Consider the following 23,530-nt stretch of genomic DNA (forward strand, 5'->3'; position numbering starts at 1 on the left):
TAAGACAACAGCCAGAATAAAATATAGGTAATTGTTTTTAAAAGAAAATAATTTGGCACACCTCATGCAGTTATCTACTAGAAACGTCATAATAGGTGAGTAAAATGAAAAAGAGAGTCGCTCCAAAGCAAGAAAAAAGAAACGTACTCCATGTCGTACAGCACCTAGCTCCTGGTGGCTTGGAAATGTTGGTATTGGAAATGCTACGTTTTGCTCCAGCTTCAGACCACGTCATGATCGTTAGCCTCGAAGGAACATCAGCCGACGCAATAAACAAGTGGGCGAATCTGAAGCCATACCAAAGTCGCTTAATATTTTTAGACAAAAGGCCCGGCTTCTCCCCTTCCTGCTTGTATGACTTACTCAAGTTCATAGCCGGCTTCAAGCCTGATGTGGTTCATACCCATCATATCGGCCCTTTGCTCTATGGAGGGCTCGCTGCACGCATCACCACAACTCCTGGCCTAATTCATACTGAGCATGACGCTTGGCATCTGAATAATAGAAAAGCAGCTCGACTACAATCACGTTTGCTCAAGCTTCTGCGCCCTCAGGTTGTCGCCGACGCCGATCTGGTTGCCAAGCAAATCATCTCAAAATTGGATTATCACGACGTGAACACCATTCATAATGGTATTGATTGCCACAGATTTGTTGCAGGGCACCCACTGCAATCTCGCAAAGCTCTAGGGCTCCCAACCAATAAAAAAATCATTGGTACCGCTGGGCGACTAGAACTCGTAAAGGGACACTCTATTCTCATCCGAGCGCTTCACTCACTACCCGAAAATGTACATTTGGCAATCGCTGGCATGGGAAGCTGCCTACCAACTCTAAGAGCTCAAGTCGAGACTTTGGGATTGAGTGATAGAGTCTCCTTTTTGGGCCTTGTCCAGGATATGCCTACCTTTTACCAAAGCCTCGATCTTTTCTGTCTTCCATCTCTACAAGAAGGCTTTCCACTCTCCACTTTAGAGGCTCAGGCATGTAACGTACCTTGTGTTGCATCAGACGTTGGCGCAGTCAGTGAAACACTATGCCCACATAGCAGTGTACTAGTGCCACCAAATGCAGCAGAACTGCTCGCCAAAGCACTTCAACAGCAGCTGAGTTCAGTTAACTCCTCACCTCGACATCATATTAAGCGCCACTTTGATATTCGAGAAATGATTAAACGCTACTCAAACCTAACCGAAGGAGCACAGCTATGATTGAAATTACATTGTTCATTACCTTCGGCATTTCCGTTACTTTAATTGTTTACCACCATATCGGTTACCCTTTACTGTTGAAGTTCTTGTCTAAAAAACATGCCGTTTCTTCAGCTTCAAACACTCTTGCACGTAGTTACGTGGACGGCAAAGCAGACCGATTTTTACCGAGCATCACAATCATTGTTCCAGCCTATAATGAAGAAAAGTGGATCGCGGAAAAAATCAGAAACCTCGCTAGTTTAGATTACCCTCGCAGCAAATTGTCGATCATCATCGCTTGTGACGGCTGTGTAGATCGCACGGTAGAGATTGCAGAGCAAACCATACAAGAAGCAACCTGCGCAGATACTCTGTTTATCATTCAAAACTTCTCAACGAATAGAGGGAAAGTCGCGGTTATTAATGATCTCGTTCCGACGGTAACCTCCGATATTACCGTTCTTAGTGATGTCTCCGCGTTGATTTCATGCGACTCCTTACTAATCGCTGCTCATCACTTTCGAAACCGACAAGTGGGGGTGGTCAATGCTGCCTATCAATTACTTAACTCTCAAAATCCAGGCGAAGTAAAGTATTGGCATTATCAAAGCAACCTAAAGTACTTTGAATCTCTTGTTGGCTCTTCTATTGGTTCTCACGGTGCATTCTACGCTTTCCGTACCGAACTCTTTTCTCCGCTGGCAGGCAACATTATTAATGATGACTTTGTATTACCGATGAACATTGTCGCAAAAGGGAAACACGCGATTTACGAACCTAAAATGCGAGCACTTGAACTTGAACAAAGTGACAGCAAAATGGACTTTAAACGTCGACTTCGTATTTCGGCAGGTAACATGCAGCAACTGATCAAGCTTCACCAGTTACTAAAGCCGAGGTATCGAGGAACAGCCTTTACCTTTTTCTCTGGAAAAGCGCTGAGAGTCGCCATTCCGTATTTAATGCTGATGAGCTTCGCTTGTTCAATAGCATTGATGGAATACTGGCTGTTCCAGTACATCCTTATTGCTCAAATAGTGGTTTACTCCGTTTTCGCAATTGCACATTTCATTCCTCAGCACCTCATCAGCAAACCCTTGAAACTAGGCAGTTACTTGTTGGTAGGACACTACGCTAATTTTATTGGCGGTTTAAGATATTTGTTAGGTTTAGAGCGTCACCGTTGGACTCGCGTGCACCACTAAGGAGAACATTATGAAGTCAGTACAATCAAGAATTCGCAACTCAAAACGTATCTTCGATGTGGTTATTTCATTGGTTATTTTGTTAATCACACTACCCTTATTTCCATTAATAGCACTCGCGATAATAAGTAGCTCTAAAGGGCCTGTGATATATCGCCAGCTTCGCGTTGGGCGCTCAACGCCAGATCAAATGGATTTATTCAATATCATGAAGTTTCGTACCATGTATGTGGATGCAGAGCAACGTTCCGGCGCAGTGTGGGCAAGCAAGAACGATCCGAGAATTACACCTGTGGGGCGTGTTCTTCGCAAAACCCGACTTGATGAGATTCCACAGCTTTTCAATGTACTAAAGGGGGAGATGTCATTAATCGGCCCTAGACCCGAGCGCCCTGACTTTTACCAAAAACTAGAAGATGAAATTCCATTTTTTGTCGAACGCACCTATGGCGTATTGCCTGGTATTACAGGGTTAGCGCAGGTCAATCAAGGATATGACTCATGCATTGAAGATGTCAGAAGAAAAGTCGCATTCGACCATAGCTATGCGCTGAGTTTGGATTCGTACAAAAGCTGGATTACTACGGACATCTCTATAATGACAAGAACTTTAGTTGTGATGATTGATGGTAGAGGTCAATAGAAACTCGTGCTCACTTGTACATTAGTCTTGCCATTGGCGGCGCATTTTATCGATGGTCGCCACTGGGACACCATGAACACTTTGGTATTCACCAGTGCAAATATGAATCTCTACAGGAATGCCTTCGCTTTTACACAAATCTAAGTAGCGTTGCATTTCCCAACGTTGCACAAAAGTATTGCTGACAATGACAACACGGTCTCGCTTTAACCACTTCTTTGTTTGCGAAAAGCACCATTGGTGAGCATCCCCAAGGAGTTGAGCGTCAAACTGGTACTCCCCTTTATCTGTTTCAAAGAACATATCCGCTTCAAAGTGCTTAGCATCTTGCTGAACCGCAAGTTTTCGAGCCAACGTCGATTTGCCCGAACCAGGAAGGCCTCGAATTAAAATTAGTTTTGCAGTCATACTCTTGAGTTCACTTTATAAAGACTTGGCCGGAGCGTATTTAACACCAACTTGATTTCATGGTGAAGCAACTTTTTATTCCGATCACTTTATACATGCACTCTATATAGACCTGTAAAACGAGCATAGGCATCAATAAAGCGACCGTTAGATCTAAGGTGTGATTTGGGTTCTACTATCTTATTGTAATCATGCACATCATTAAGAATAAACTACACTTTTCATATCAACTAGTTTTATATGGATGTAAACAGTGGCGCGAGCGATTTCTTGGAACAACTTTTCTGTTAAGCATAAACTTATTAGCCTGGTATTACTGCCTATATGTATGTTGCTTATACTGGCCACTCAACAAGTACTAAGCCTCTCTGAGCAAGCCAATACACTACAACGAGCAGAGCTGTTCTCAAAGTATGTCGATAAGATGTCAGAGATTTACCAAATCACTCAGGACAGTAATGCCGTGTCTCCTATAACCGACATTAAGTACCGAATATCAGATTTATCTACAATAACTCCGACATTGTTCAATAGCACACACGTTGATGCGAAAGATGCGCTAGCCGATTTAAAAGAAAGCACAATATCTCTGGTTGAAACGACCGTCTCGGAAGACAGACTTGATTTAGGTGAGTGGGTATCTGACGCCTACAAACAACTCTTAATTGAGTTAGAAAAAGTCCCATTCACTAATGCAACACCGGAAATCAAAGACCATTTAACAGCCCTAACCCAGCTCGAATGGCTACTGTTTTGGTCTAATGAAGAGAACAGACTTAGCCAAGTCCTCGTACAAAGTGCACAACAAGGTGAGTACGACGACGAAATTCGTAGCACTATTCTTTCGCTCATACAGAGCCAACAACTATTTTTAGAGCGATTCCTTAATCTGAATGCTAACCAAGAACAGGTCTCTCTTCTTCTCGATACCTTTACCAGTGATGCCTTTGTGCAAAGCCAGGATTTTCGCATTTACCTATTAAATCGTAGTGATCTTGATGAGCTCTCTTCCCTTGAAATTGAAACAGGACTACAAGCACTAAAAACAAGGTTAGAGCTCCTCATCAACGTTGATACTACAATTAAAGCGCAGTTAACTCATGATGTAGAAAGTGCAATTAGAAAAGCAGAACGAGAGCAGTTGATTTTCATACTTATCATTGGGTTAATGACATTATTAGTCATTTATTCGGTATTAAAGCTTAGTCAGAAAGTGACTCAAGATCTCAAGCTTGTCCTCAAGTTTCTAAAAAGAGATGACTCAAAGCAAGATGACAGTCTCAAACAGATAGTAAAAGGAAAAGACGAGCTCAGCCAATTTGCGAAAGAAGTTCAACGCCTAAGCTACGAGCGGCAGGAAGCAAGTATCAAACTCAAGCAAGCGAAGGAAGACGCAGAGCAAGCAAAAGATGACGCGATACAAGCAAGTAAGGCCAAAAGTAGCTTCCTTGCCAATATGTCACACGAAATCCGAACACCATTAAACGGCGTGATTGGTATTTCCGAAGTACTCTCTGAAACGCCTCTCACCGCAACACAGCTCGATTACGTTGACACCATTGAAACCTCTTCACATCTGCTTCTCAGCTTAATCAATGACATATTGGACTTCTCCAAGATTGAGTCAGGCATGTTACTCATCAGCCCACACTCTACCTGTATCCGTGAATCCATATACGACATTGCCTCAATCGTATCCCCGAAAGCGAAAGAGAAAGGCATTGTGCTAGATGTCTCTATCAGTCCAAATACCCCGTACCGAGTGATGATAGACGATCATCGCTTACGCCAGATTATGATGAACTTTATCTCAAACGCAGTGAAGTTTACCGATAAAGGCTTTGTACAGTTAGCCATCGAAACAAAGCAGCTTGCCGGAACAAAAGCAAACGTTGAGTTCTCAGTGTCGGATTCCGGTATCGGGATTGATGAAGGACAGCAAAGGAATATCTTTGAACCCTTTGCTCAAGAAGATGATTCAACCACACGACAGTTCGGCGGAACTGGGCTGGGTTTAGCTATCAGTACGCAGCTGGTGGAGTTGATGGGAGGGAAAATAAAACTAGATTCGAAAAAAGGGATTGGTAGCCGATTCTACTTCGAACTTGAACTCGATATTCAACAAGCTCGTTATGAGAACATCAGTAATACGGAAGCAAGCAAGCCCGTTACCCTACTCTATGATGATTCTAGCTTTGGTGAACGATTGATTAACGAATTGAGCTTTTACAATATCGCTTGCTCTTCGACACACTACCGTTGCATCGATAAACCTGTTGCTACGCAACTACCAGCAAGTAGCGTTTTAGTTTATGTAGAAAGTGAACCTAACTGTGCCAACAAGCAGACATCTTATTTCCGACAGCTAGAAGCCTGTGATATTCATGTATGCCTCATTCGCCACCTTCACAGTGAGCAATTTGATTTTGAGAAAAATATCAGTGCAGTGATTACGCAGCCACTTCTTGGCCAACGACTTGCCAAAGCAATCAAGACATGCATGGCGAGATCACCCCATCTTGATGCTGATTTTCACACTAAAAACCTGCCAACATCCGGGAAAGTTCTCATTGTGGATGATAACAATGTGAACCAAAAAATAGCGGGGCTGCACGTACGCAAAGCTGGATTCGACTTTGATTTCGCAAATGACGGTCAGGAAGCGCTTGAGCTGTACCAAGCCAATCAGTATTGCTTAATCTTAATGGACTGCATGATGCCCGTTATGGATGGCTTCGAAGCGACAAAACGTATCCGTCAAATTGAAGCCGAACAGAACAAACCTAAGATCCCTATTATCGCGCTCACTGCTAGCGTAGTGGATGACGACATCCAGAAGTGCTTTAACGTAGGTATGACTGATTACATGGCAAAACCATTTAAAGCCAATCTTCTTCAAGACAAAATGTTACAAGCCATCGCTGATAAGCCAGAGGCCGCAGCCACTTCGACCATAGAAGAGTCGCCCAAAAACACAGTAAACAAAAACGGAAGAATTTTGCTGGTTGAAGACAATAACGTGAACCAAAAAGTCGCTTCACTCCTACTCAGTAAAGCTGGTTATCAGTTTGAAATCGCGGAAAATGGGCAAGTTGCCGTAGATATGTTCCAACAAGATAGAGGATTCGACATTATCTTGATGGATTGCATGATGCCAATAAAAGATGGATTTGAAGCAACCCGAGAAATTCGACAGTTTGAACAAGACTCTGGCCTATCTAAAACACCAATCATTGCACTGACAGCAAGTGTGGTGGACGACGATATTCAACGCTGTTTTGATTCTGGTATGGACGCATACGTACCGAAGCCAATACGTAAAGAAAAGCTGATTCACCAAATTGAAAGCGTCATTTAACGAATAAGGTAATGGTTATGGATATCCATATCTTAGAGAAGAATAGAAGAATACTTAAAGTGCTGTTGAGTGTACTTGTCTCACTCGCTGTGTTTCTTTCTTTTGATAGTAAAGCGCTCGCGGCGGACAGCTATGCGATTTTTTCCCTAAACTCGGAGTTTATTGAACTGAGCATTACGAAAGCCCGCAAGTTATATCGAGGAAAAACAAAACGCCTACAAGGCCATCGCGTTGAACTTGCAGATTGGCCAGATACGTCATCTGAGCGTTCTGAGTTTTATCGTTACTTGCTCAACAAGAACATTGCACAAATGAACGCGCATTGGGCCAGCTTATCGTTTTCAGGCAAAGCACGCCCACCGAAAGTCATTGATAACTCAAACATAGACACGCTTTTAGAATGGATGAAAGAAAAGCCAAATCGCATTGGTTACGCCCCCGTCAGTAGCCTCCCATCAAATGCGCAAATCCTCTACGTAGTAAGTTCGGAGAAATAATATGAAGAAAACACTGATTGCATTATTTGTTTCTTGTATCACGGCTCCAAGTTACTCAGCGATCGAGATTACTGACAACCTAACGCTTAGCGGGTTTGGCTCGACTTCGTGGGCGTCATCTGACAATGAAATGCCACTTCTCGTGAATCGATTTATTAACGACAATAACTGCTACGATTGTGACACCACGTTCGGCCTGCAACTCGACTTCTATTACGATGCCTTTAAAGCCTCTGCTCAAGTGGTCAAACGACCTCAGGATCACTGGAGTAATCCTCAGTTAGAATGGGCTTATATTGCTTACACGTATGAGAACGTCGAGTTTCGTGGGGGGCGACTAAGAATGCCCCTATTCTTAGCATCTGAGTATTACTTTGTCGGCCATGCATTTACACCAGCTCGCCCGCCTAATGAAGTCTATGACAGTATTCTTGGTATTACCGCATACAATGGACTCTCCGTTCTTTGGAATCACGATATAAATGAAAGCCTCACTTTAACAACAACACCATTTATCGGATTTAAAGACGACAGCAGTGTTGATTACAACGACACCACTGAACTGAAGTTCACGACCGATGGCATGTACGGCATTAACCTCGTCCTTAGTGGCGACAATTATCGCTGGAATTTTGGCTATCTTGATGCGAATTACGATCTGGAAACTATACTCACGAATGTTAACGTGGCCATGAAAGAGACAGACCAAAGAATTCAGCTATTTTCGCTCGGGGCCGTGTATGAGCTAGATGCCCTCACCTTAACAGTCGAAGGTCAAACCAACGATATTGCCTCTGCATGGTATATACAAGGTTCTTACAACCTCAACGAGTTCACGCCCTACGCGACGTATGGCCAACAATTTGATGACCAAGAGCACAAAGATGGTGACAGCTATTTATTAGGTGTGAGATACGATCTCCACTACAACGTGTCACTTAATGCAGAATGGCAACACTTCAAAGCCTATCGCAATGCCTCTGGTGCGTTTGTTGATACTCCAGAAGACGATGACGCAAACATGTACACCATTATGGTGAACTTCGTCTTTTAGGCACTTGGCAGGTCGAACTTTTTCGACCTGCCCGTTCTACACGACTTGCCTGTTTCTTTTCGCTACTTGCCACGATTAATCACCACCACAGACGCAATCGTCAGCACCATGCCAATCGCGTGATACCAAGTGAATGCTTCTCCTAGTATGACAATCGCGCACAGCGCCGTCATAGCAGGACCGACATTACTGACTAAGCTTAAGTGCGCAGGATGCAAACGAGCCATTGCTGCTGCGATCATATAGGAAGGAATGACGGTACAGAACAAACCTAATAGTACGCCAACAATGATCAGTTCTTTCCCCATGGTGTGCAATTCCAACTCACTGAATGACAAGTGAATGAGAATAGCGACACCCGCACTCCCCATCCCAATACTGGTAAAGATGGTGCTGCCTAACTTGGCGATGCAGCCTTTGCTCAGCACCAGGTACACCGCAAAAACAAACGCCGACAAAATCGCTAACCCACCGCCAAACCAAATTTGTTCGCCGTATTGGGAAAGATCATGCGCGACAATCAAGCCCACACCAACATACCCCAGCATCACTGCAATCAAAACATTGCGCTTCGGGGCTTGTCTTTCCTTAAGCCACATAATCAGAACAACAAAAGTAGGGAAAAGAAAAATCAATAACCGCTCTAACTGGGCTGAAATATAGTTAAGCGCTGTGATATCTAAATAGCTTGCGAGATAATACCCCAACACACCAATGGCGGCTGCTTTCACTCCATGCTGCTTTACATGTGCTCGCTGCTCACACCGGCGCAACATCCAAAAGAGAATACAAAGATAGATAGGCAGCGAACTGATGGCTCGGAGCGTCATGATGCTGACTGCATCACCGCCATATTGATACGCCATTTTGACGAAAATAGGTTTAATCGAGAACAACAGAGTGCCTGCAAGTGCGAACATTACGCCTAATGTGATTGCACTCACCGCTCGCTTTTGAGGCTGACTTTCAGCATGGGGGCTGGGTTCAGATGCCGTATTCATTTTCTCTCCTTGATGATGTTTTCATGTTCAAACAAGGCTACGAGATAGAATACGACTCAGGCTGCATCTACTCGCAGCCAGGCACAACTCAACCTACCGACTGCTTGGCAAAGGGAGGAGGAGCCACCAGAGGTTAGTTGTGCGTAGGATCATTCTAGTTTCCTAGTAAAGTAGAGAGTTTAGGCTAACCGTTGAATATATTTTGTTCAAGCTTACGGTCTTTAAAATAGTACTCTTTATCGTGTTGTCCGACCTCTCGTAGTACTCGACACGGATTACCAACCGCAACAACGTTGGCTGGAATATCCTTTGTCACCACACTACCAGCACCAATCACCGAGTTTTCACCAATCGTCACGCCCGGCAACACCACAGAGTTGGCCCCGATCCAGACGTTGTTTCCAATATGAACAGGGATATTAAACTGCGCCACGTCGCGCCTTAGATCCGGGTCAATTGGGTGCCCTGCGGTCGCGATAGTGACATTCGGCCCAATCATTACGTGGTCACCGATATAGATATGGGTGTCATCCACTAACGTTAGATTGAAATTGGCATAAACATTATCACCAAGGTGAGTATGACAGCCCCAATTCGCTCTCAATGGTGGCTCGATATAGCAATTCTTCCCAACTGACGCGAACAGGCGATGCATAATCTCAACGCGTTTTTCACCTTCTGACGGGCGTGTCTGGTTATAGTCATATAAAGTCTCTAGACATTCGGTTTGCATTGCCGCCAACTCTTCGTCATCACAAAAGTACACTTGCTGGCTGTGTAGCATGGCTTTCTTATCCATTATATTTCCTATAGAGGGATGTTCTTTGGGGAAATCTAGCAAAGAGCCAATAACAAAATCTTGGCAAAAATCATGAAAGTAGCACCGTATCGCAATCAGAAATGAATAATGCCATCAGGTACACAATTTGACGCGATGCAAACGCACCTTGATTAGATGCACAATGGCAAGAAAGTACAGGAATGAGATACAAGATACGAAACATACGATTAAAAAAGCCGCAATCCTCGAATATTGCAGCACCTTATCAACCGGACTTATTTTTTTGATTTCGGTTTTCTAATCGTGCTTTGAATTTCTTATTTCGGCGCTTTAATGCACGGAAAAATTTAGATTCTTCGTGATACCAGCCAATCACGCTGATCGGAAAGCCCACCAACATCATGATAAACAGGTCGGCTGGAAGCTGCTCCGTGATATCTCTGAGGGTTTGCAGCTCGCCAAAGACGAACAACCCAATGACTTTGCCAACCAGCAATGCACAGCAGATCATCAAGAAAGACTTCACAATGTAGTGCCATTTGCCTTTCTTTCGCTCTTCTCGCCAATACACGTATTTGTGTTCGCGGTTGTACATTGCCCCTCCGAATCCGTGACATTGTCACTAGCTACTTGCATCTATTAAGAACGTAGACACAGCGCTTTCACACTACTCTAATCATAGTGCCCTTGGAGGAAGTTACTTGTCAGACCAATAAGAAATGACGTGGATTTTACTCAGTTTGCCACATCTGCTTATATGAACGGCGCTCCTTGTGCGACTCGTCCAAACCAAATCGTGCAGCAAGTGCTTCCAACTCTTGCTTATAACGAGCAAGCGCACTTTCGTCATCCGTCATAATGGCGAACTCGGCAAAATGTCCAATGCCTTCTAGATGGTCGAGAGTAATATGGAACGAACCAATAAAGTAAATGCTGCGCACTTTTTTGGTCTGAAGAATCACTTCGTACCCCATGTTTTCCAGCATACTTTTCGCGGCATGAGACTTGGTGATATCGGTGGCTTCGCAGCGATCTTTTTCTGGGCCTTTTACAATCCAAAGTTTGATGCCTGAAGGTTCGATCTCTCGAATCACAAGGCTTTTCCCTTCATCACTGAGTTTTCGCTCTGGCGTGTCGTAGAACCAATCAGACTCTTGATTGTCTTCAAACATGACTTCATGCTCTAAACCACCCAGCACCGCTAAAAAAGCTTGTTTATCTTCTACGCGGTATTTCAATTCGACTTCAAACTGACCTTGAAAATGCTGCTCTGCACTCATGTGACGACCTCGCTACTGCTTTACACCTCATACCTCTGGGCGTTTCAAAGCAGCAGGATGGTAACACAGCCTAGATGGCGAATCTGATAAACAGACCTTTCTTTTAATGTTTGCGAAACACCCAAATAGGACCAATTAATAGAAACTGTAGATCTTCAAAAAAGGAGGGTTTCTTCCCTTCTATCTTGTGTCCGATAAACTGGAATATCCAAAGGACACCAAATAACAGCATTGAGATGTGAAGTACTGGCCAACCAAGGATGTCCATCGACCATATCAAGCCAATACATGCGACGGTGTAGCCAATCATCATCATAAACACGCTTAGGGAAAGTCGGAAATAAAAGATCCACGCGGGTACCGCCGCCAGCCATACCCAATTGAGATTGAATCCAAACAAAGGAATCTGCGGAATCGACCAAATCAGCCCCACAACAGACAGAAAGATACCAGGGACAGCAACTTTATGAATTTTCTGGTTGATAGGGTTTTGATGGCTTTCACCGTAGGCTTCTAACCATTCAGAGAGTGCACGCATAACTTCACCTTTAACATCGCCTTAACATTTATATAGTCGGTGCGAGTTAAAGGTGCGAGTTTTTGTTTGTTGATATTGGCGATAAGCGAAGTATCTGTGACCAAGAACAAACTATCTTACTGATATCAAAATGAAATACGCTGAGCTTTGATTAATTTGGCGACCACTAGATCATATGAGCATTCACATAAACGTACTGACAAACTGCTCTAGCTCTTCAATGTCCATGATTCATCCCAATCCGAAACCTATGGAGCTTAGTTACTCATATTGAGGCAGTAACAGCTTTAATGCCTGATTAACCTGCCCTCTTTCATCGCTGGTCAGCGACCCCATCAATTCATGTTGTGCTTGTAAATGCTGCTCAATAAGCACATCGATCAACTCAAACCCTTTTGAAGTAAGTTGAACAGTGACACTGCGGCGATCTTCTTTACTGTGCTCTCGATCGATCAAGCCTTTCTTTTCTAGCTTATCGAGTCGGTTGGTCATCGCACCAGAAGTCAGCATCATCGATGAGATCAACTCCGATGGAGTTAAGCGATAAGGTTCACCGCTACGACGCAACGTGGCTAATACATCGAACTCACCCATTTTGAGATCATAACGCTTATGAACTTCGGCAACGTGGTTTTCCATATGCTTGGCAATCCGCATTAGACGTCCCATGATCGCCATCGGCTCGGTATCGAGCTCAGGCTTTTCCTTGGCCCACTGACTTACCACTCTATCAATTGCGTCCATTTATCCTTTCATCTCCAAAGACATTTTGATTGACGAATTTATTTTAACATAAAGATACTTTACAAGAAGCAATAACGAGCGTACCTTTACAATAAATTATCTCAACGTAAAGATATTTAACATGAACATTTTACTCGCGATGATTCCGGCGTTTTTCTGGGGCACCACTTACGCCGTGACACAGTTTACTTTGCCAGACTGGCCGCCAGTGTTACTTGGTGCACTACGAGCATTGCCAGCTGGTCTATTACTACTTGCTATCAAACCTTCATTACCAAAGAAACAAGATTGGAAGATCTTGCTTGTACTTGGCACGATTAACATCGCCCTCTTTTTCGGTCTCATTTTCGTGATGGCGTTAACCTTACCTTCTGCAATCTCTGGTGTGGGTATGATTTCTGTGCCTGTCTTTGCCATGCTGTTTGGTTGGGTGGTTTACAAGCGCCAACCGAGTCTTATTCAAGGGATCAGTGGTGCCACCCTTATCGCACTGGCTTGGTTCTTGTTCGACCCAAGCTCGATTAGGCTAAACCCGGTCGGTTTAGTGGCAATGTTGTCTGCCATTATGTGTATTGTCATTGGCAGCAGCGTAACTAAGTCTTTAGGTTCAAGAATGCATTGGTGGACGGTGCTCACTTGGCAACTTATTTTAGGCGGCGTGATTTTATCTATCGCAGCAGGTGTACTAGCAAGCATTAACCCTGAGCCATACGTTCAAGCTGTCCAAAACATCTCATTAAGAAACGTAAGTGGGTTGCTGTGGGTAATCGTACTCAACACGGCACTTGGCTACGGCATGTATGTATGGTTGTTGCAACGTATGTCAGTTGTTGACTTCACGTTTGGTGGCATTGCCAACCCTGTTGCAGGCATTGTATCAGGTCTGATTTTGATGGGTGAAAGCTTCACGCCTATTCAATACAGCCTAATGATCGGCATGATTACCATGTCACTTGTGCCTCAATTGGTTCTGTCATTTAAAGAAAAGCGCAATACCAACCACGCTAAAGCTTGTGAATCCAAATAACGCAGAACGTTAGCAGAACTTCCCATTCACATAGAAAGCCCGTGTAGATACTCGGGCTTTTTGTTGTTTCGCAACTCACTTCACCGTTATCGGCTCATTTTTCACCCCAGCGTAAAACACTATGATCTCGGTGGGGTCATCACCTGTGTTCGCCCCAAAGTGCCACTGTTCAACGACTTCAGCAATCGCATCGCCAGCTTTAAGTATGATCTTTTCTCCACTTTTCTTGGTGACCGTGATTTCCCCTTTCAGCACAATACCTGCATTAATGACTGGGTGCTGATGCATTGGCAACTGCACGCCTTTTGGTACGGTGATTTTTACGATAGTGACTTCAGGCTGCCCTTGCGGATAACTGGGTAATTCTGCGCCATCCCAGCTGGTTGTTGTTTTTAACATCACTTCCGCTTCAACTGAATCTGGCAAATGATTGTCTGCCCACGCAGAGCCAAGCGTCAAAGCAAGTGCTATCGTTGCTGTTTGAATTGGTTTCAAAGTCCTCTCCCTGCTTATTGATAACCTTTGATTAAACAGTAAGAGAGATTTGAATATGAGCCTGATTTGAAGGACAAATGTGTGAGGGAAACCGTGGTTTTGCTTGTACCCAATTTTACTTAGCCATAAAAAATGCCCACCGAACCGGCAGGCACTTTGTAATATTTAACCTAGAGATGCTAGATAACGCTCATTAAGAGAGCTTCTTCATTTGCATCCCCATAAAGATAAAGCTAATGCCTTCAATCAATAATGAGATGCCAACAAAAGAGCCCAACAATGTAGTCGAGAACGCAGGATCATCGAGCAGCATAAAGAAGTAGCCACCAATCAGAACCGAAATCACGCCACTGAACACGATTACATTGCTGCTTGGTAAACTTCGATTGCTTAAGCCGAAGAACACACGGGTTAAGCCATTAAGAATCATCACGATCACCATCAACATCGTAATGGTTACCAAACCTGCCAGCGGTTTAAACAGAATGAACAAGCCACCGACAATATACAGCACAGCACTTAAAACGTACCAAAGCTTCTCTTTCCACACGTTAATAGAAAATGTGTGGTATGCCTGAACCAAACCACTGAACAACAGTACCGCACCCACGATGGTCGAGATCGTTACGCCCGCAAGCACCGGCAAGCTCATAGCACCAATGCCCATTAAAGAGATAATGACACCAACGATAACAAAGTATTTCCAGCCTTTAGACAAAAAAGTAGGCTGTTGTGATTGATTAGAATTTTCCATTGAATGCCTCTTGAATTAAACGCGAGCCGCCTTTTCAGTCTAGTCTAATAAAACATTTAGAGTTCACAGACTTAGCAGAAAAACGTGTCCCGTTTTCATAATTTGATGTTAAACCTGTATCACATCTTCGCCTATACGCTATTTTTGAATAATAAGTTTCAAGATTGCTGGATTAAACCAGTGCAAAACATAGAGATGGAGAGTAGGATTAGCGGCTTTCTAAGGCCTGTTGCCTGACTTCTCCGCAGAAGTTCTCACTTCTTCATTCAGGCTACATTTTGAGGATGACATTTTGCTCGATCATCACATTCGCACCTTTATTGCAGACAAACTCAGTTCCGTGGGCATCAATAGCGACCCTTATGGCGTCGAGCTCACAACCGTTTTTATTCTTGCGAGCTTAACCGCTGCAGCGATCAGTTACCTGATAGTTCATCATCTGATCGTTCGGTCGGTGAACAATGTTCTGCAAAAAGCCAATAAACCGCTCGCTGAAAGTTTGGCGAAATATGATGTCTTAGAAAAACTCTCACTGCTGATCCCAATCATGGTGTTGGATGTCTTTATCCCTCTCGCCGTTGGTCATTACGACTGGTTAGCCAACATCTTTGACCGGATTCTTAGTATCTCTATTTTGGTCATTTTTATTTGGATGATCTTTGCCCTGCTTGACGCATTAAATGACATTGCAACATTTAAAGGCATCACAAGAAGAATGCCGATCAAAAGCTTCGTCCAACTGATTAAGCTGTTCACCTTCTTCGTTGGTGTCGTGGTTTCCATGTCGATTCTCGCCAACGAATCACCAGTAATTTTCCTCTCCGGTTTGGGTGTTGCGACGGGCTTCGTCATGTTGGTGTTTAAGGACACGATATTGGGGTTTGTTGCAGGTATTCAGCTATCTGCAAACCGCATGATCAGCCTGAACGATTGGATTCAAATGGACTCTTACGGCGCGAACGGCACAGTAGAAGAAATCTCACTCACTACAGTAAAAGTTCGAAACTTCGACAACACAGTGAGTATGCTTCCAGCTTATGCCCTAGTGCAAAATGCCTTTATTAACTGGCAAGGCATGTCAGATTCTGGTGGTCGCCGTATCAAACGTTCTGTGAATGTCGATGTCACATCGATTCGCTTCTTATCTGATGAAGAAATTGAAAAGCTAAAAAGCATCCGAATCCTTCGCCAGTACATTTATGAGAAATCGCGTGAAATCAACGATTACAATGAAGAAATGAGTGAAGAGCCAGCCTTTGGCAACCTACGCCAAATGACCAACTTGGGTATGTTCCGCGCTTACATTAATGCTTACCTGAAAGCGAACAAAGACATTCATCAGTACATGCTGATCATGGTGAGACAGTTAGAGCCGACACCAGGAGGTATTCCGTTACAGGTTTACGCATTTACCAACAATACTGACTGGGCTTACTATGAAGGCGTACAAGCGGATCTGTTCGATCATATCTATTCCATCATGCCACTGTTTGGTCTGCGTCCATACCAAATGTTAACGAGCAACGATGCTACCCACCTAACTCGAGCCAACAGCACTTCATCATTCAACTGAGCAATTAAAATATGGGGGCCGCTAAGCCCCCCATTCGGGAATGTTTAGAGTTCCACATTCTCTATCGTGAATGAGCCATTATCGAGTTTGCGTTTTAACTCTTGCTTTTGGTTAAAGTCGATTTTAGTCAAATCAACTTTCTTAATCCTGCTGTCGTGCATCGTTTTGTAGTAAAGCGCTCCATTACCTTGGTCAATGACCGAAGTCCATTGCGTAGCACTTGGTAAATCAGGGATATGCTCTCGATATTCAGAACTAAACTCAGTACCAATCGGAATATCAAAGTTGTTCAGTATATGGAATGCTTGCGATACCCCCTCTTGCGAGGTTTTCGATTCTGGCGCTGTATTAACAAAGAATGCCGCACGAACAAAACGCGATGGTGGTGTGATATCTCCCGGCAAACCTAAAAAGCCAGAACCAATACCAAAAGATCTCGCTTCTACACCACCAAACTTAGTCGGTGCACTGGTGCCCGGCTGAAGGTGAATATAGTTGTTCAAGTTCGTTACTTGCCATGGGAAAGTTGGCGAGTTGGTCAGTACCCCCACTTCGTTATCGTAGATGTGTACCTGACCACCATCCATAATCTCAATCACGATGTTGTTACCCGCTTTGTCGGTAACACGCCAATGTCCAGTTGGTGATGGTTGCCCTTTTTCATCAATGTAAACAGGAACAATATCGATGTTTTTCATTGCGGTTTTGACTTCATCAACCGTCTTGAATTGCGATAACATCCAACGAACAAAATCCATGTCAGCAATACTGTTTGTACGCTCTTTTGGATTGTACGCCTTTAGCGATCCGTATCCTTTAAAGTAGAACAAACCTGCCGTTAACCCTTCTTCGTTCACGCCTTCACCAATAAAACGGTCATCACTCACCGAAATACCAACAAACCCGTATTTGCTCTTCCAGCTTAACCCTTGTTTTTGGTCTGGCATGGTTGAAGTAAACGAATAATCTCGAGGAGCAACGATCAGTTTGCTGTTTAGATCGCTCTCACCCCACTCAATCGTTCGAGCGTGAATATGGTCGTTTGTAGTAGTAGAAAGAGAGATGCCAGTACAAGCACTTGCTGGCGCGATAATGCTGGCTGAAAGTGCCATAGCTAGGAGGGTTTTCTTTATCATTTTTAGATCCACCAAGGAGGGGTAATAATTCGCGATTGTATTCCTTTTTAAACAACTTACAATCAAAAACATATTAAATTAGTGGAATAAAAAACAACTATAATTCCTTTATGAAATAACAACCTTCTGAACCCTGCCTCCTGAAGTCACTTGGGTATATAAGCAAGTTTTGATTTACCCCAAAATAAAACACATTTTTCGTGTGGAATTATGTGTAATGACGCACCACACTTATGAAAAAGGAGGTCGTTATGAGTAAATTTCAGAATATTTTGTTCGTTAGCCACGGATTGGCCAGCCAAAACAACTCGCTGGATCAAGCCCTCAAACTCTCCCAGCTTCACAACGCCAAAATCAGTGGCCTAATTACTTGCCCTGCGCTCCCGTCTAGCATGAGTGAATATAAGGAGACTTACCAAACATCTTTAGTAAACACCGTTAACGCTGAACTTTCATCAATCGGTCAAGACCTTAACTCATTTCCAATCGATATCGAAAGCAATACAAAACCCGCGGTGAGTGTTATTCAACATGTATTAAGTGGTAACCACGATTTGGTTTTTAAAGAAGCTGAACCAGCATCTGACGACCAAAAAGGCTTTAAAGCACTTGATATGAAGTTGCTACGCAAATGTCCTTGCCCCGTTTGGATAAGCCGAAGACACAGCAAACAGATGGCAGACCAAAAAGTCGCAGTCGCTATAGAGCCAGATGTCGAGAATAATGAAGAAATGGAACTCGCCATTGAGCTTCTTAGAACGGCACGATCCATCGCTGATACATGCAGCGGGACATTAGAAATTATCTCCTGCTGGGATTTCCTAATGGAGAGTTATTTACGACATCATATTTGGATACACGTTGATGACCAAATACTTGATAAACAAGTTCAAGCGATGAAAGGAGAACATCAGAAGAAGCTTAATGAGTTGATTGAAAAGTCTGGAATTTCTGGAGATATCAAAGTGCACCACTTACATGGCTCAGCTGAAGAACTTATACCCCGTTGGGTAGACAACGAAGACGTTGATACATTGGTGATGGGAACCATTGCACGCTCAGGTATTCAAGGGCTCGTTATTGGTAACACTGCAGAAAATATCCTTCAAGCGATCAGGTGCTCTTTAGTTGCGCTCAAGCCAGAAGGGTTTGTATCTCCAATTAAATAACGTTACAACTTTTATCAGGCCACCTTCAATCCATGATGAAAGTGGCCTGATTTATTAGCATAAAATTCAGGTCTTAATTAGCCGGACGCCAAACACCCCATTGGTCTTTTTGGTAAGTCGTTTGTGGATCATCACCACCTTGAATCCACCACTGGGCTTTCCATTTTCCATCAGCGTAAGACACCACTTCACCACCTAAGTAAGTTTTTGCCTTATCCCATTCGTCGCCACTTGGATCTGGCGTTGGATCTGGGTCTGGTGTTGGTTCTGGATCTACACTGCCTTCGTCTGCAATCACTTCAAATGTGAATGTCTCTTTACGTTCACTGTTGACCGCATTGGCAACAAACGAAAGTGTTTCATTTTGTGTGACTGCCGTTGTATCAACGACGATAGAAGCCGTGCCATTGTTCTGAATGCTAACTGCAGAACCTTGAGTTTGCGTTAGGTTCGCTGCTTCGCTAGTTGCAATAACCACTTTGTCACCTGCGTTTACGACCTTATCACTCTTAACCAGCTCGTAGAGTTCACCAGTTAGAGGCTCAACCGTACCATCGTCCCCATCAATTACTGAGATCACACCCGATGCACGGCTATCTTTTGAGTTGAAGAAGTTACGTGAAGGATCGTTTTGGAAGTACATGTAGTGAGACATCTCTTCATGCCAATCACCAATGAATACCGCTCCATCTTTGAACTCAGCATGCCATCCGTTGATCTCTGATGCCAACAGACGCTGCCAGTCATTGATGTTGGATGAATTCACTTCAATATCAAAGCTACGGGCAACATCGCCGTACTTATTGATGATGTCATACTTAACCGTGTCACCCAGATCAGGACCGATGAAATCAACGGGAATGTACAAGTCACCTTTTACAAGATCAGGTTGCGGTGTTGGTTCAGGTGGAGGCGTTTCACCACCCACAATAGTAATGTCTGAACAGTTGTAGAAACCTTCACCCGCAGCATCATCACGCTGCCAACGTACAAATAGAATTGCGTCACCTGAACGGTCAGAAGGAATGGTAACGTTCATGCGGTACTTACCACCTTCAACAGGAACATTGCCCTCTTTCTGAATAAGCTCTAGGTCACCCCACGCGAGCGCTTTGCTCAGATCCGCGTCTGGTTTGGTTAGGTAAAATTCCCAGAATGATGGGTTGTGTGGTGCAGTGGCGTTGAATACAAACTCAAATGAACCCGTGTTGAGTTCTGTTCGAGTCCAAGCTGTATGTGGTGCACCCATGCCCTTTTTCTGAGGGTCATTTGCAAAACACAATGTGCCGTCAGGGATCGCCGCTTTTACTGCTGCGATATTGTTGTAGTCAGTAATGTTCTTGGCGTATTCATTACGCTGAACAAACGGGTAAGTACCCGAGATTTCTTTTGCTTGAGCACAAGCTGCATTTGGTGGATTACCCGACCAAATTCCGCCTTGTTCATAACATGTATTTTGACGAGCACTCGGAAACTCGGTCCAACCGTGAGCATGTGCCGCTGTAGGCAGACCGGATAGCATTGCCATACCCACTGCTGCTTTAAGAATGTTATTATTTGCCTTCACTTTTTCACTCTCTTCCATTTATGGTACAAATAAGATCTAACAGACGTTTTATATCCGCTATCACCTATTGCGCGCTTATAGTTTTAATCAGAAAACAGTAAAAAATAATATACGTAACTAATTTCAATAAAAGCCCCACATTTATCTAAAGGAATTAATATCACAATTTTAAATATTTGGATTTTGTATAACACACTCCTAACCTAAACATGACAACCTTTAAAAACATAAACTTACAGTCAAGAAATACACATAAAGTGGCGTATATGCAGATAAAACACACTACAAGCGAACACATCTAAGCCAACCAATAACATCATTATTTAGTGTGAGTTACATTCCAATAAAATTAGCAAGTCTTTATAATTTAAAACCCTAATTGAAATAAGCCTAATATAATTAAGATCAATGAATTGCAATTTTAACCAAGATAGTAGTTATGCTTTCACCCAATAATATCAGTGATAATGTAAAATAGGATATTCAGGTAAGTCAGAGTCAACGAATAGCATCTAACTTCTTCTCTTCGAGCTGTTGTTCGAAACTCAACAACGATCGAGAGTAATCTCTTATTCTTACCACGTCATATATCGCATTCATATTGAGACTATCTATCTCCGAATGAATTTTGACTTCCTCCAACCAAAACACGTCAAACAACAAGTGAAGATCATTAGCTAATGCTCTTTCTATAGTCTCACTATCATGTTGCTTACCGTTCAAGACATCCGCTATATCAACAATAATCACTCTTTGGTTTTGTGGGAAGCGAGAGACTGTTATTAGGTAATCCTCGATTCCACTGACAATGTTAATAATGCACTCTCCCTCTCCGGTATCAAGCACCTTATATGGTCTATCATTGAGGTAAATCGTTGTTTGGTAAAGTTCTTCTTCTAAAGTTAGATTTGAATTCATGGTCATCCTCACATGTAAATATATGATCTAACCCTATACTCCAGTGAACTCAATGAATATGAATAAGAGATATTCATGTTTGGTCTTTTTTTCGTTCAAATCTGAATAACTGTTATCCGTATAAATACTCCGAAATAAATTTATTATCTCTCTCGTCAAACGGATGAAATGAAAAACAAAGGAGTGAATATATTGAAAGAGAGATACAAACATGAACAAAAAAAGCATTCTATCAGTCGCAATTCTATCTTCATTTGCAAGCAGTGCATTCGCGCTAGATTCTTCACGATTTAGTGGTGAAATCATTTTAGCAAGTGGGTATATGTCGACAAACTCAAATCTCAGTACAGAAAGCGATGCATTGCTGACAGATCGCACAAAAAAAGGCTCACACAATGATGATTTTGTGGCAATCCCGTTAGGCACCCTAGCTTATGATCTTGGTTTAGATCGCAACCAACGCGTTTATTTAGGTACATCTCGTGATGACTTGGCTGTTGGTGATCTTGCTTTTGAACTTGGCTATCAGTATGACATGAAAAACGGAACTCAAATTGATGTTGCCTACCTCCCAACTGTATTGTCTGGTGAAGTTTGGAAAGACCCATACCTAGAAGGACGTCGTAGTGAAACCGACATCGACGGCCATGCATACCGCCTAAAAGTGAGTAATATTGCGGGTTCAGGCTTCTCTGTTGATATGGCTTACGCCACAACAGAAGTAGACCAAGAACGCATTCAGCAATCTGAACTATTACGTGATAGTGATATGTACTATGTGAAAGGCAGTTACTTAAATCACATTGCCCCAAACATGGGCTTAAGCACGAGCTTTGGATACCTACATAATGATGCGGATGGTAAAGCAGAAACCTACGATCAGTATGAAGTTGAAATGACTTACTTCTTAACTCACAATGCACATACTTTGGCTTTGACTGGTAGCTATGGATATCGCGATTATGATGGCCATAACTCACTCTACGGTAAAACACGTTCAGATAATCGACACAAACTATTTGTTGCATACGAATATGCAAATATCGCTGGACTCAATAATTGGAATTTAATTTCTTTCGCTGGAATGAATTACAATGACTCAAATATTGATTTTTATAAAAATGAAGAATATCTAGCGACCGTAGGTCTTAGTTACAAGTTTTAAACCTAATTATAATAATTAAAAAGCCTCTATTGGTAATACCGTAGAGGCTTTTTATCATCTAGAAAAATAAACGGGTTACTAGTTAGCAGGCTGAACAATAGAATTAAAAAAGTTTTGCACTGCTTGGTGTATGTGTTGATTAAGAGGATAACCCCTTTTCGACTGTAAATACCCTCCAGAGACGCTCACCGTTTTTATCCGCTCCGGCATTTGGGGCAATGGATAACAAGCAAGTCTATCATCGTGCATAAGGAGGTAGCTGCTACTAAAAGCCATTGCGTCTGAATGAATTAGTTTGTCTACCATCACAGGTACGCTGTGACTGATCAACGTAATATTCGGCTCTACCCCCTGAGCAAGAAACAACTCATCGTACATATCATGTTTTGCAATGTTTGAATCTGAGGCGTATTTGACTCGAGGAATGGTTTTTACTTCATCCCAGTCTGACGTTCTGCTGAGTATTGGATGATCTTTTCTGGCAACCAGATTAACAACAATGTCTGACAGATGATGAACATAGATATCTTGTGGAAGTTGGAACAGGGTGTAATGCAGCATGTAGTCGACCTCTCGGTCCAAGAGCTCTTGCAGCGAGTTCTGCTGCCAATAGGTGATTTTAAACTTAGCTTTAGGCAGTGCTTTGGAGAGAGATTGAAACAGCCCTCTGCCGAAGACATCAAGCAACGTTAATTCCACAGCAATAACAACGCTTCCTTCGTACTCTTCAGGGTTGAACTCTTGATAAGCTTCAAGTACTTGAGTAAACGGTATCAGCATATGCTCTGCTGCTTCTGCCAGCTTCTCTGCCAGCTCGGAAGGCTCTACACCATGTGCCTTCCTAATAAAAAGTTGATCGCCAAATGTTTCTCTGAGCTTTGCCATTCCGCGGCTTACGCTGGTTTGAGATATACCTAACTTTTCTGCAGCAACAGAGGTATTCCGAGTTTCTACCACCACTTTTAACAGCCGCAGTAAGTTCAAATCTAGACCTTCAAGGTTCTTATCCATGACGCTTTTCTAT

At 43.1% G+C, this 23,530-nt stretch carries 23 protein-coding genes; 10 read left to right on the forward strand and 13 right to left on the reverse strand.

Annotated elements, in window-relative coordinates; genetic code table 11:
• Positions 1–104 precede the first annotated feature (104 nt).
• The 3 genes from BSZ04_RS16460 to BSZ04_RS16470 are packed head-to-tail and all read left to right on the forward strand — an operon-like array spanning position 105 to position 3,041.
• Positions 105–1,211: a glycosyltransferase gene (locus BSZ04_RS16460; RefSeq protein WP_088880868.1), complete on the forward strand. Its 1,107-nt coding sequence runs from the start codon at positions 105–107 to the stop codon at positions 1,209–1,211.
• On the forward strand, positions 1,208–2,398 hold the full coding sequence (locus BSZ04_RS16465; RefSeq protein ID WP_088880869.1) for a glycosyltransferase family 2 protein: 1,191 nt from the start codon (positions 1,208–1,210) through the stop codon (positions 2,396–2,398). Before BSZ04_RS16460 ends, BSZ04_RS16465 begins: the two co-directional genes overlap by 4 nt.
• A 10-nt stretch (positions 2,399–2,408) precedes the next feature.
• A complete protein-coding gene (locus BSZ04_RS16470) occupies positions 2,409–3,041 on the forward strand; it encodes a sugar transferase (protein ID WP_010448176.1) in 633 nt (210 codons plus the stop codon).
• 21 nt (positions 3,042–3,062) lie between these two features.
• Here BSZ04_RS16470 and BSZ04_RS16475 read toward each other — a convergent pair whose 3' ends face one another.
• Positions 3,063–3,449, reverse strand: coding sequence for an ATP-binding protein (locus BSZ04_RS16475; RefSeq protein ID WP_071235416.1), 387 nt, complete (start codon positions 3,447–3,449; stop codon positions 3,063–3,065).
• Positions 3,450–3,702: 253 nt separating this feature from the next.
• Here BSZ04_RS16475 and BSZ04_RS16480 point away from each other — a divergent pair, with 253 nt between their 5' ends.
• Genes BSZ04_RS16480 through BSZ04_RS16490 form a run of 3 tightly spaced genes read left to right on the forward strand, consistent with a single transcriptional unit; the run spans position 3,703 to position 8,358 of the window.
• Positions 3,703–6,807, forward strand: coding sequence for a response regulator (locus BSZ04_RS16480; RefSeq protein WP_088880870.1), 3,105 nt, complete (start codon positions 3,703–3,705; stop codon positions 6,805–6,807).
• An 11-nt stretch (positions 6,808–6,818) separates the two neighbouring features.
• Positions 6,819–7,304 carry a hypothetical protein gene (locus tag BSZ04_RS16485; RefSeq protein ID WP_088880871.1) on the forward strand — a complete coding sequence of 162 codons (486 nt, stop codon included), beginning with the start codon at positions 6,819–6,821 and terminating at the stop codon, positions 7,302–7,304.
• A 1-nt stretch (position 7,305) separates the two neighbouring features.
• Complete coding sequence (locus BSZ04_RS16490; protein WP_088880872.1) at positions 7,306–8,358, forward strand: porin family protein; 1,053 nt, start codon at positions 7,306–7,308, stop codon at positions 8,356–8,358.
• Between the two features lie 62 nt (positions 8,359–8,420).
• Here BSZ04_RS16490 and BSZ04_RS16495 read toward each other — a convergent pair whose 3' ends face one another.
• The 6 genes from BSZ04_RS16495 to BSZ04_RS16520 form a co-directional block, all read right to left on the reverse strand.
• The gene (locus tag BSZ04_RS16495) at positions 8,421–9,359 is read right to left on the reverse strand and encodes a DMT family transporter (protein ID WP_088880873.1); all 939 of its coding nucleotides are present in this window, start codon (positions 9,357–9,359) and stop codon (positions 8,421–8,423) included.
• 184 nt (positions 9,360–9,543) lie between these two features.
• On the reverse strand, positions 9,544–10,158 hold the full coding sequence (locus BSZ04_RS16500; RefSeq protein WP_010448188.1) for a sugar O-acetyltransferase: 615 nt from the start codon (positions 10,156–10,158) through the stop codon (positions 9,544–9,546).
• Between the two features lie 247 nt (positions 10,159–10,405).
• Positions 10,406–10,735 carry a hypothetical protein gene (locus BSZ04_RS16505; protein WP_010448190.1) on the reverse strand — a complete coding sequence of 110 codons (330 nt, stop codon included), beginning with the start codon at positions 10,733–10,735 and terminating at the stop codon, positions 10,406–10,408.
• Positions 10,736–10,871: 136 nt separating this feature from the next.
• Positions 10,872–11,420 carry a class IV adenylate cyclase gene (gene cyaB / locus BSZ04_RS16510; protein ID WP_045386001.1) on the reverse strand — a complete coding sequence of 183 codons (549 nt, stop codon included), beginning with the start codon at positions 11,418–11,420 and terminating at the stop codon, positions 10,872–10,874.
• Between the two features lie 103 nt (positions 11,421–11,523).
• On the reverse strand, positions 11,524–11,958 hold the full coding sequence (locus BSZ04_RS16515; protein WP_010448194.1) for an Mpo1 family 2-hydroxy fatty acid dioxygenase: 435 nt from the start codon (positions 11,956–11,958) through the stop codon (positions 11,524–11,526).
• 261 nt (positions 11,959–12,219) lie between these two features.
• Positions 12,220–12,702 (reverse strand): MarR family winged helix-turn-helix transcriptional regulator, encoded by a 483-nt coding sequence (locus BSZ04_RS16520; RefSeq protein WP_088880874.1) that lies wholly within the window; start codon positions 12,700–12,702, stop codon positions 12,220–12,222.
• Between the two features lie 121 nt (positions 12,703–12,823).
• On the opposite strand from BSZ04_RS16520, the gene BSZ04_RS16525 reads away from it, so the two are divergent.
• A complete protein-coding gene (locus BSZ04_RS16525) occupies positions 12,824–13,729 on the forward strand; it encodes a DMT family transporter (RefSeq protein WP_088880875.1) in 906 nt (301 codons plus the stop codon).
• A 75-nt stretch (positions 13,730–13,804) separates the two neighbouring features.
• Here the strand turns inward: BSZ04_RS16525 and BSZ04_RS16530 are convergent, their stop codons facing one another.
• Both BSZ04_RS16530 and BSZ04_RS16535 read right to left on the reverse strand, forming a co-directional pair.
• Entirely contained in the window at positions 13,805–14,224 is a 420-nt protein-coding gene (locus BSZ04_RS16530; RefSeq protein ID WP_088880876.1) for a cupin domain-containing protein, read from the reverse strand.
• Between the two features lie 193 nt (positions 14,225–14,417).
• Positions 14,418–14,978, reverse strand: a complete 561-nt coding sequence (locus BSZ04_RS16535) for an HdeD family acid-resistance protein (protein WP_088880877.1) — start codon at positions 14,976–14,978, stop codon at positions 14,418–14,420.
• A gap of 292 nt (positions 14,979–15,270) precedes the next feature.
• On the opposite strand from BSZ04_RS16535, the gene BSZ04_RS16540 reads away from it, so the two are divergent.
• On the forward strand, positions 15,271–16,551 hold the full coding sequence (locus BSZ04_RS16540) for a mechanosensitive ion channel family protein (protein ID WP_088881622.1): 1,281 nt from the start codon (positions 15,271–15,273) through the stop codon (positions 16,549–16,551).
• Between the two features lie 44 nt (positions 16,552–16,595).
• Here the strand turns inward: BSZ04_RS16540 and BSZ04_RS16545 are convergent, their stop codons facing one another.
• Complete coding sequence (locus BSZ04_RS16545; RefSeq protein ID WP_088881623.1) at positions 16,596–17,687, reverse strand: linear amide C-N hydrolase; 1,092 nt, start codon at positions 17,685–17,687, stop codon at positions 16,596–16,598.
• Positions 17,688–17,938: 251 nt separating this feature from the next.
• On the opposite strand from BSZ04_RS16545, the gene BSZ04_RS16550 reads away from it, so the two are divergent.
• On the forward strand, positions 17,939–18,856 hold the full coding sequence (locus BSZ04_RS16550; RefSeq protein ID WP_088880878.1) for a universal stress protein: 918 nt from the start codon (positions 17,939–17,941) through the stop codon (positions 18,854–18,856).
• 73 nt (positions 18,857–18,929) lie between these two features.
• On the opposite strand, the gene BSZ04_RS16555 is transcribed toward BSZ04_RS16550, so the two are convergent.
• Both BSZ04_RS16555 and BSZ04_RS16560 read right to left on the reverse strand, forming a co-directional pair.
• A complete protein-coding gene (locus BSZ04_RS16555) occupies positions 18,930–20,423 on the reverse strand; it encodes a lytic polysaccharide monooxygenase (RefSeq protein ID WP_476726721.1) in 1,494 nt (497 codons plus the stop codon).
• Between the two features lie 498 nt (positions 20,424–20,921).
• Positions 20,922–21,341 (reverse strand): hypothetical protein, encoded by a 420-nt coding sequence (locus BSZ04_RS16560; RefSeq protein WP_151899066.1) that lies wholly within the window; start codon positions 21,339–21,341, stop codon positions 20,922–20,924.
• A 211-nt stretch (positions 21,342–21,552) separates the two neighbouring features.
• Here BSZ04_RS16560 and BSZ04_RS16565 point away from each other — a divergent pair, with 211 nt between their 5' ends.
• A complete protein-coding gene (locus tag BSZ04_RS16565) occupies positions 21,553–22,506 on the forward strand; it encodes a DUF2860 family protein (protein ID WP_088880881.1) in 954 nt (317 codons plus the stop codon).
• A gap of 78 nt (positions 22,507–22,584) precedes the next feature.
• On the opposite strand, the gene BSZ04_RS16570 is transcribed toward BSZ04_RS16565, so the two are convergent.
• Positions 22,585–23,517, reverse strand: a complete 933-nt coding sequence (locus BSZ04_RS16570; protein WP_088880882.1) for a LysR family transcriptional regulator — start codon at positions 23,515–23,517, stop codon at positions 22,585–22,587.
• Between the last annotated feature and the right edge of the window lie 13 nt (positions 23,518–23,530).

Origin of the sequence: Vibrio rotiferianus, assembly GCF_002214395.1 — a bacterium.
Classification (GTDB): Bacteria; Pseudomonadota; Gammaproteobacteria; order Enterobacterales; family Vibrionaceae; genus Vibrio; species Vibrio rotiferianus.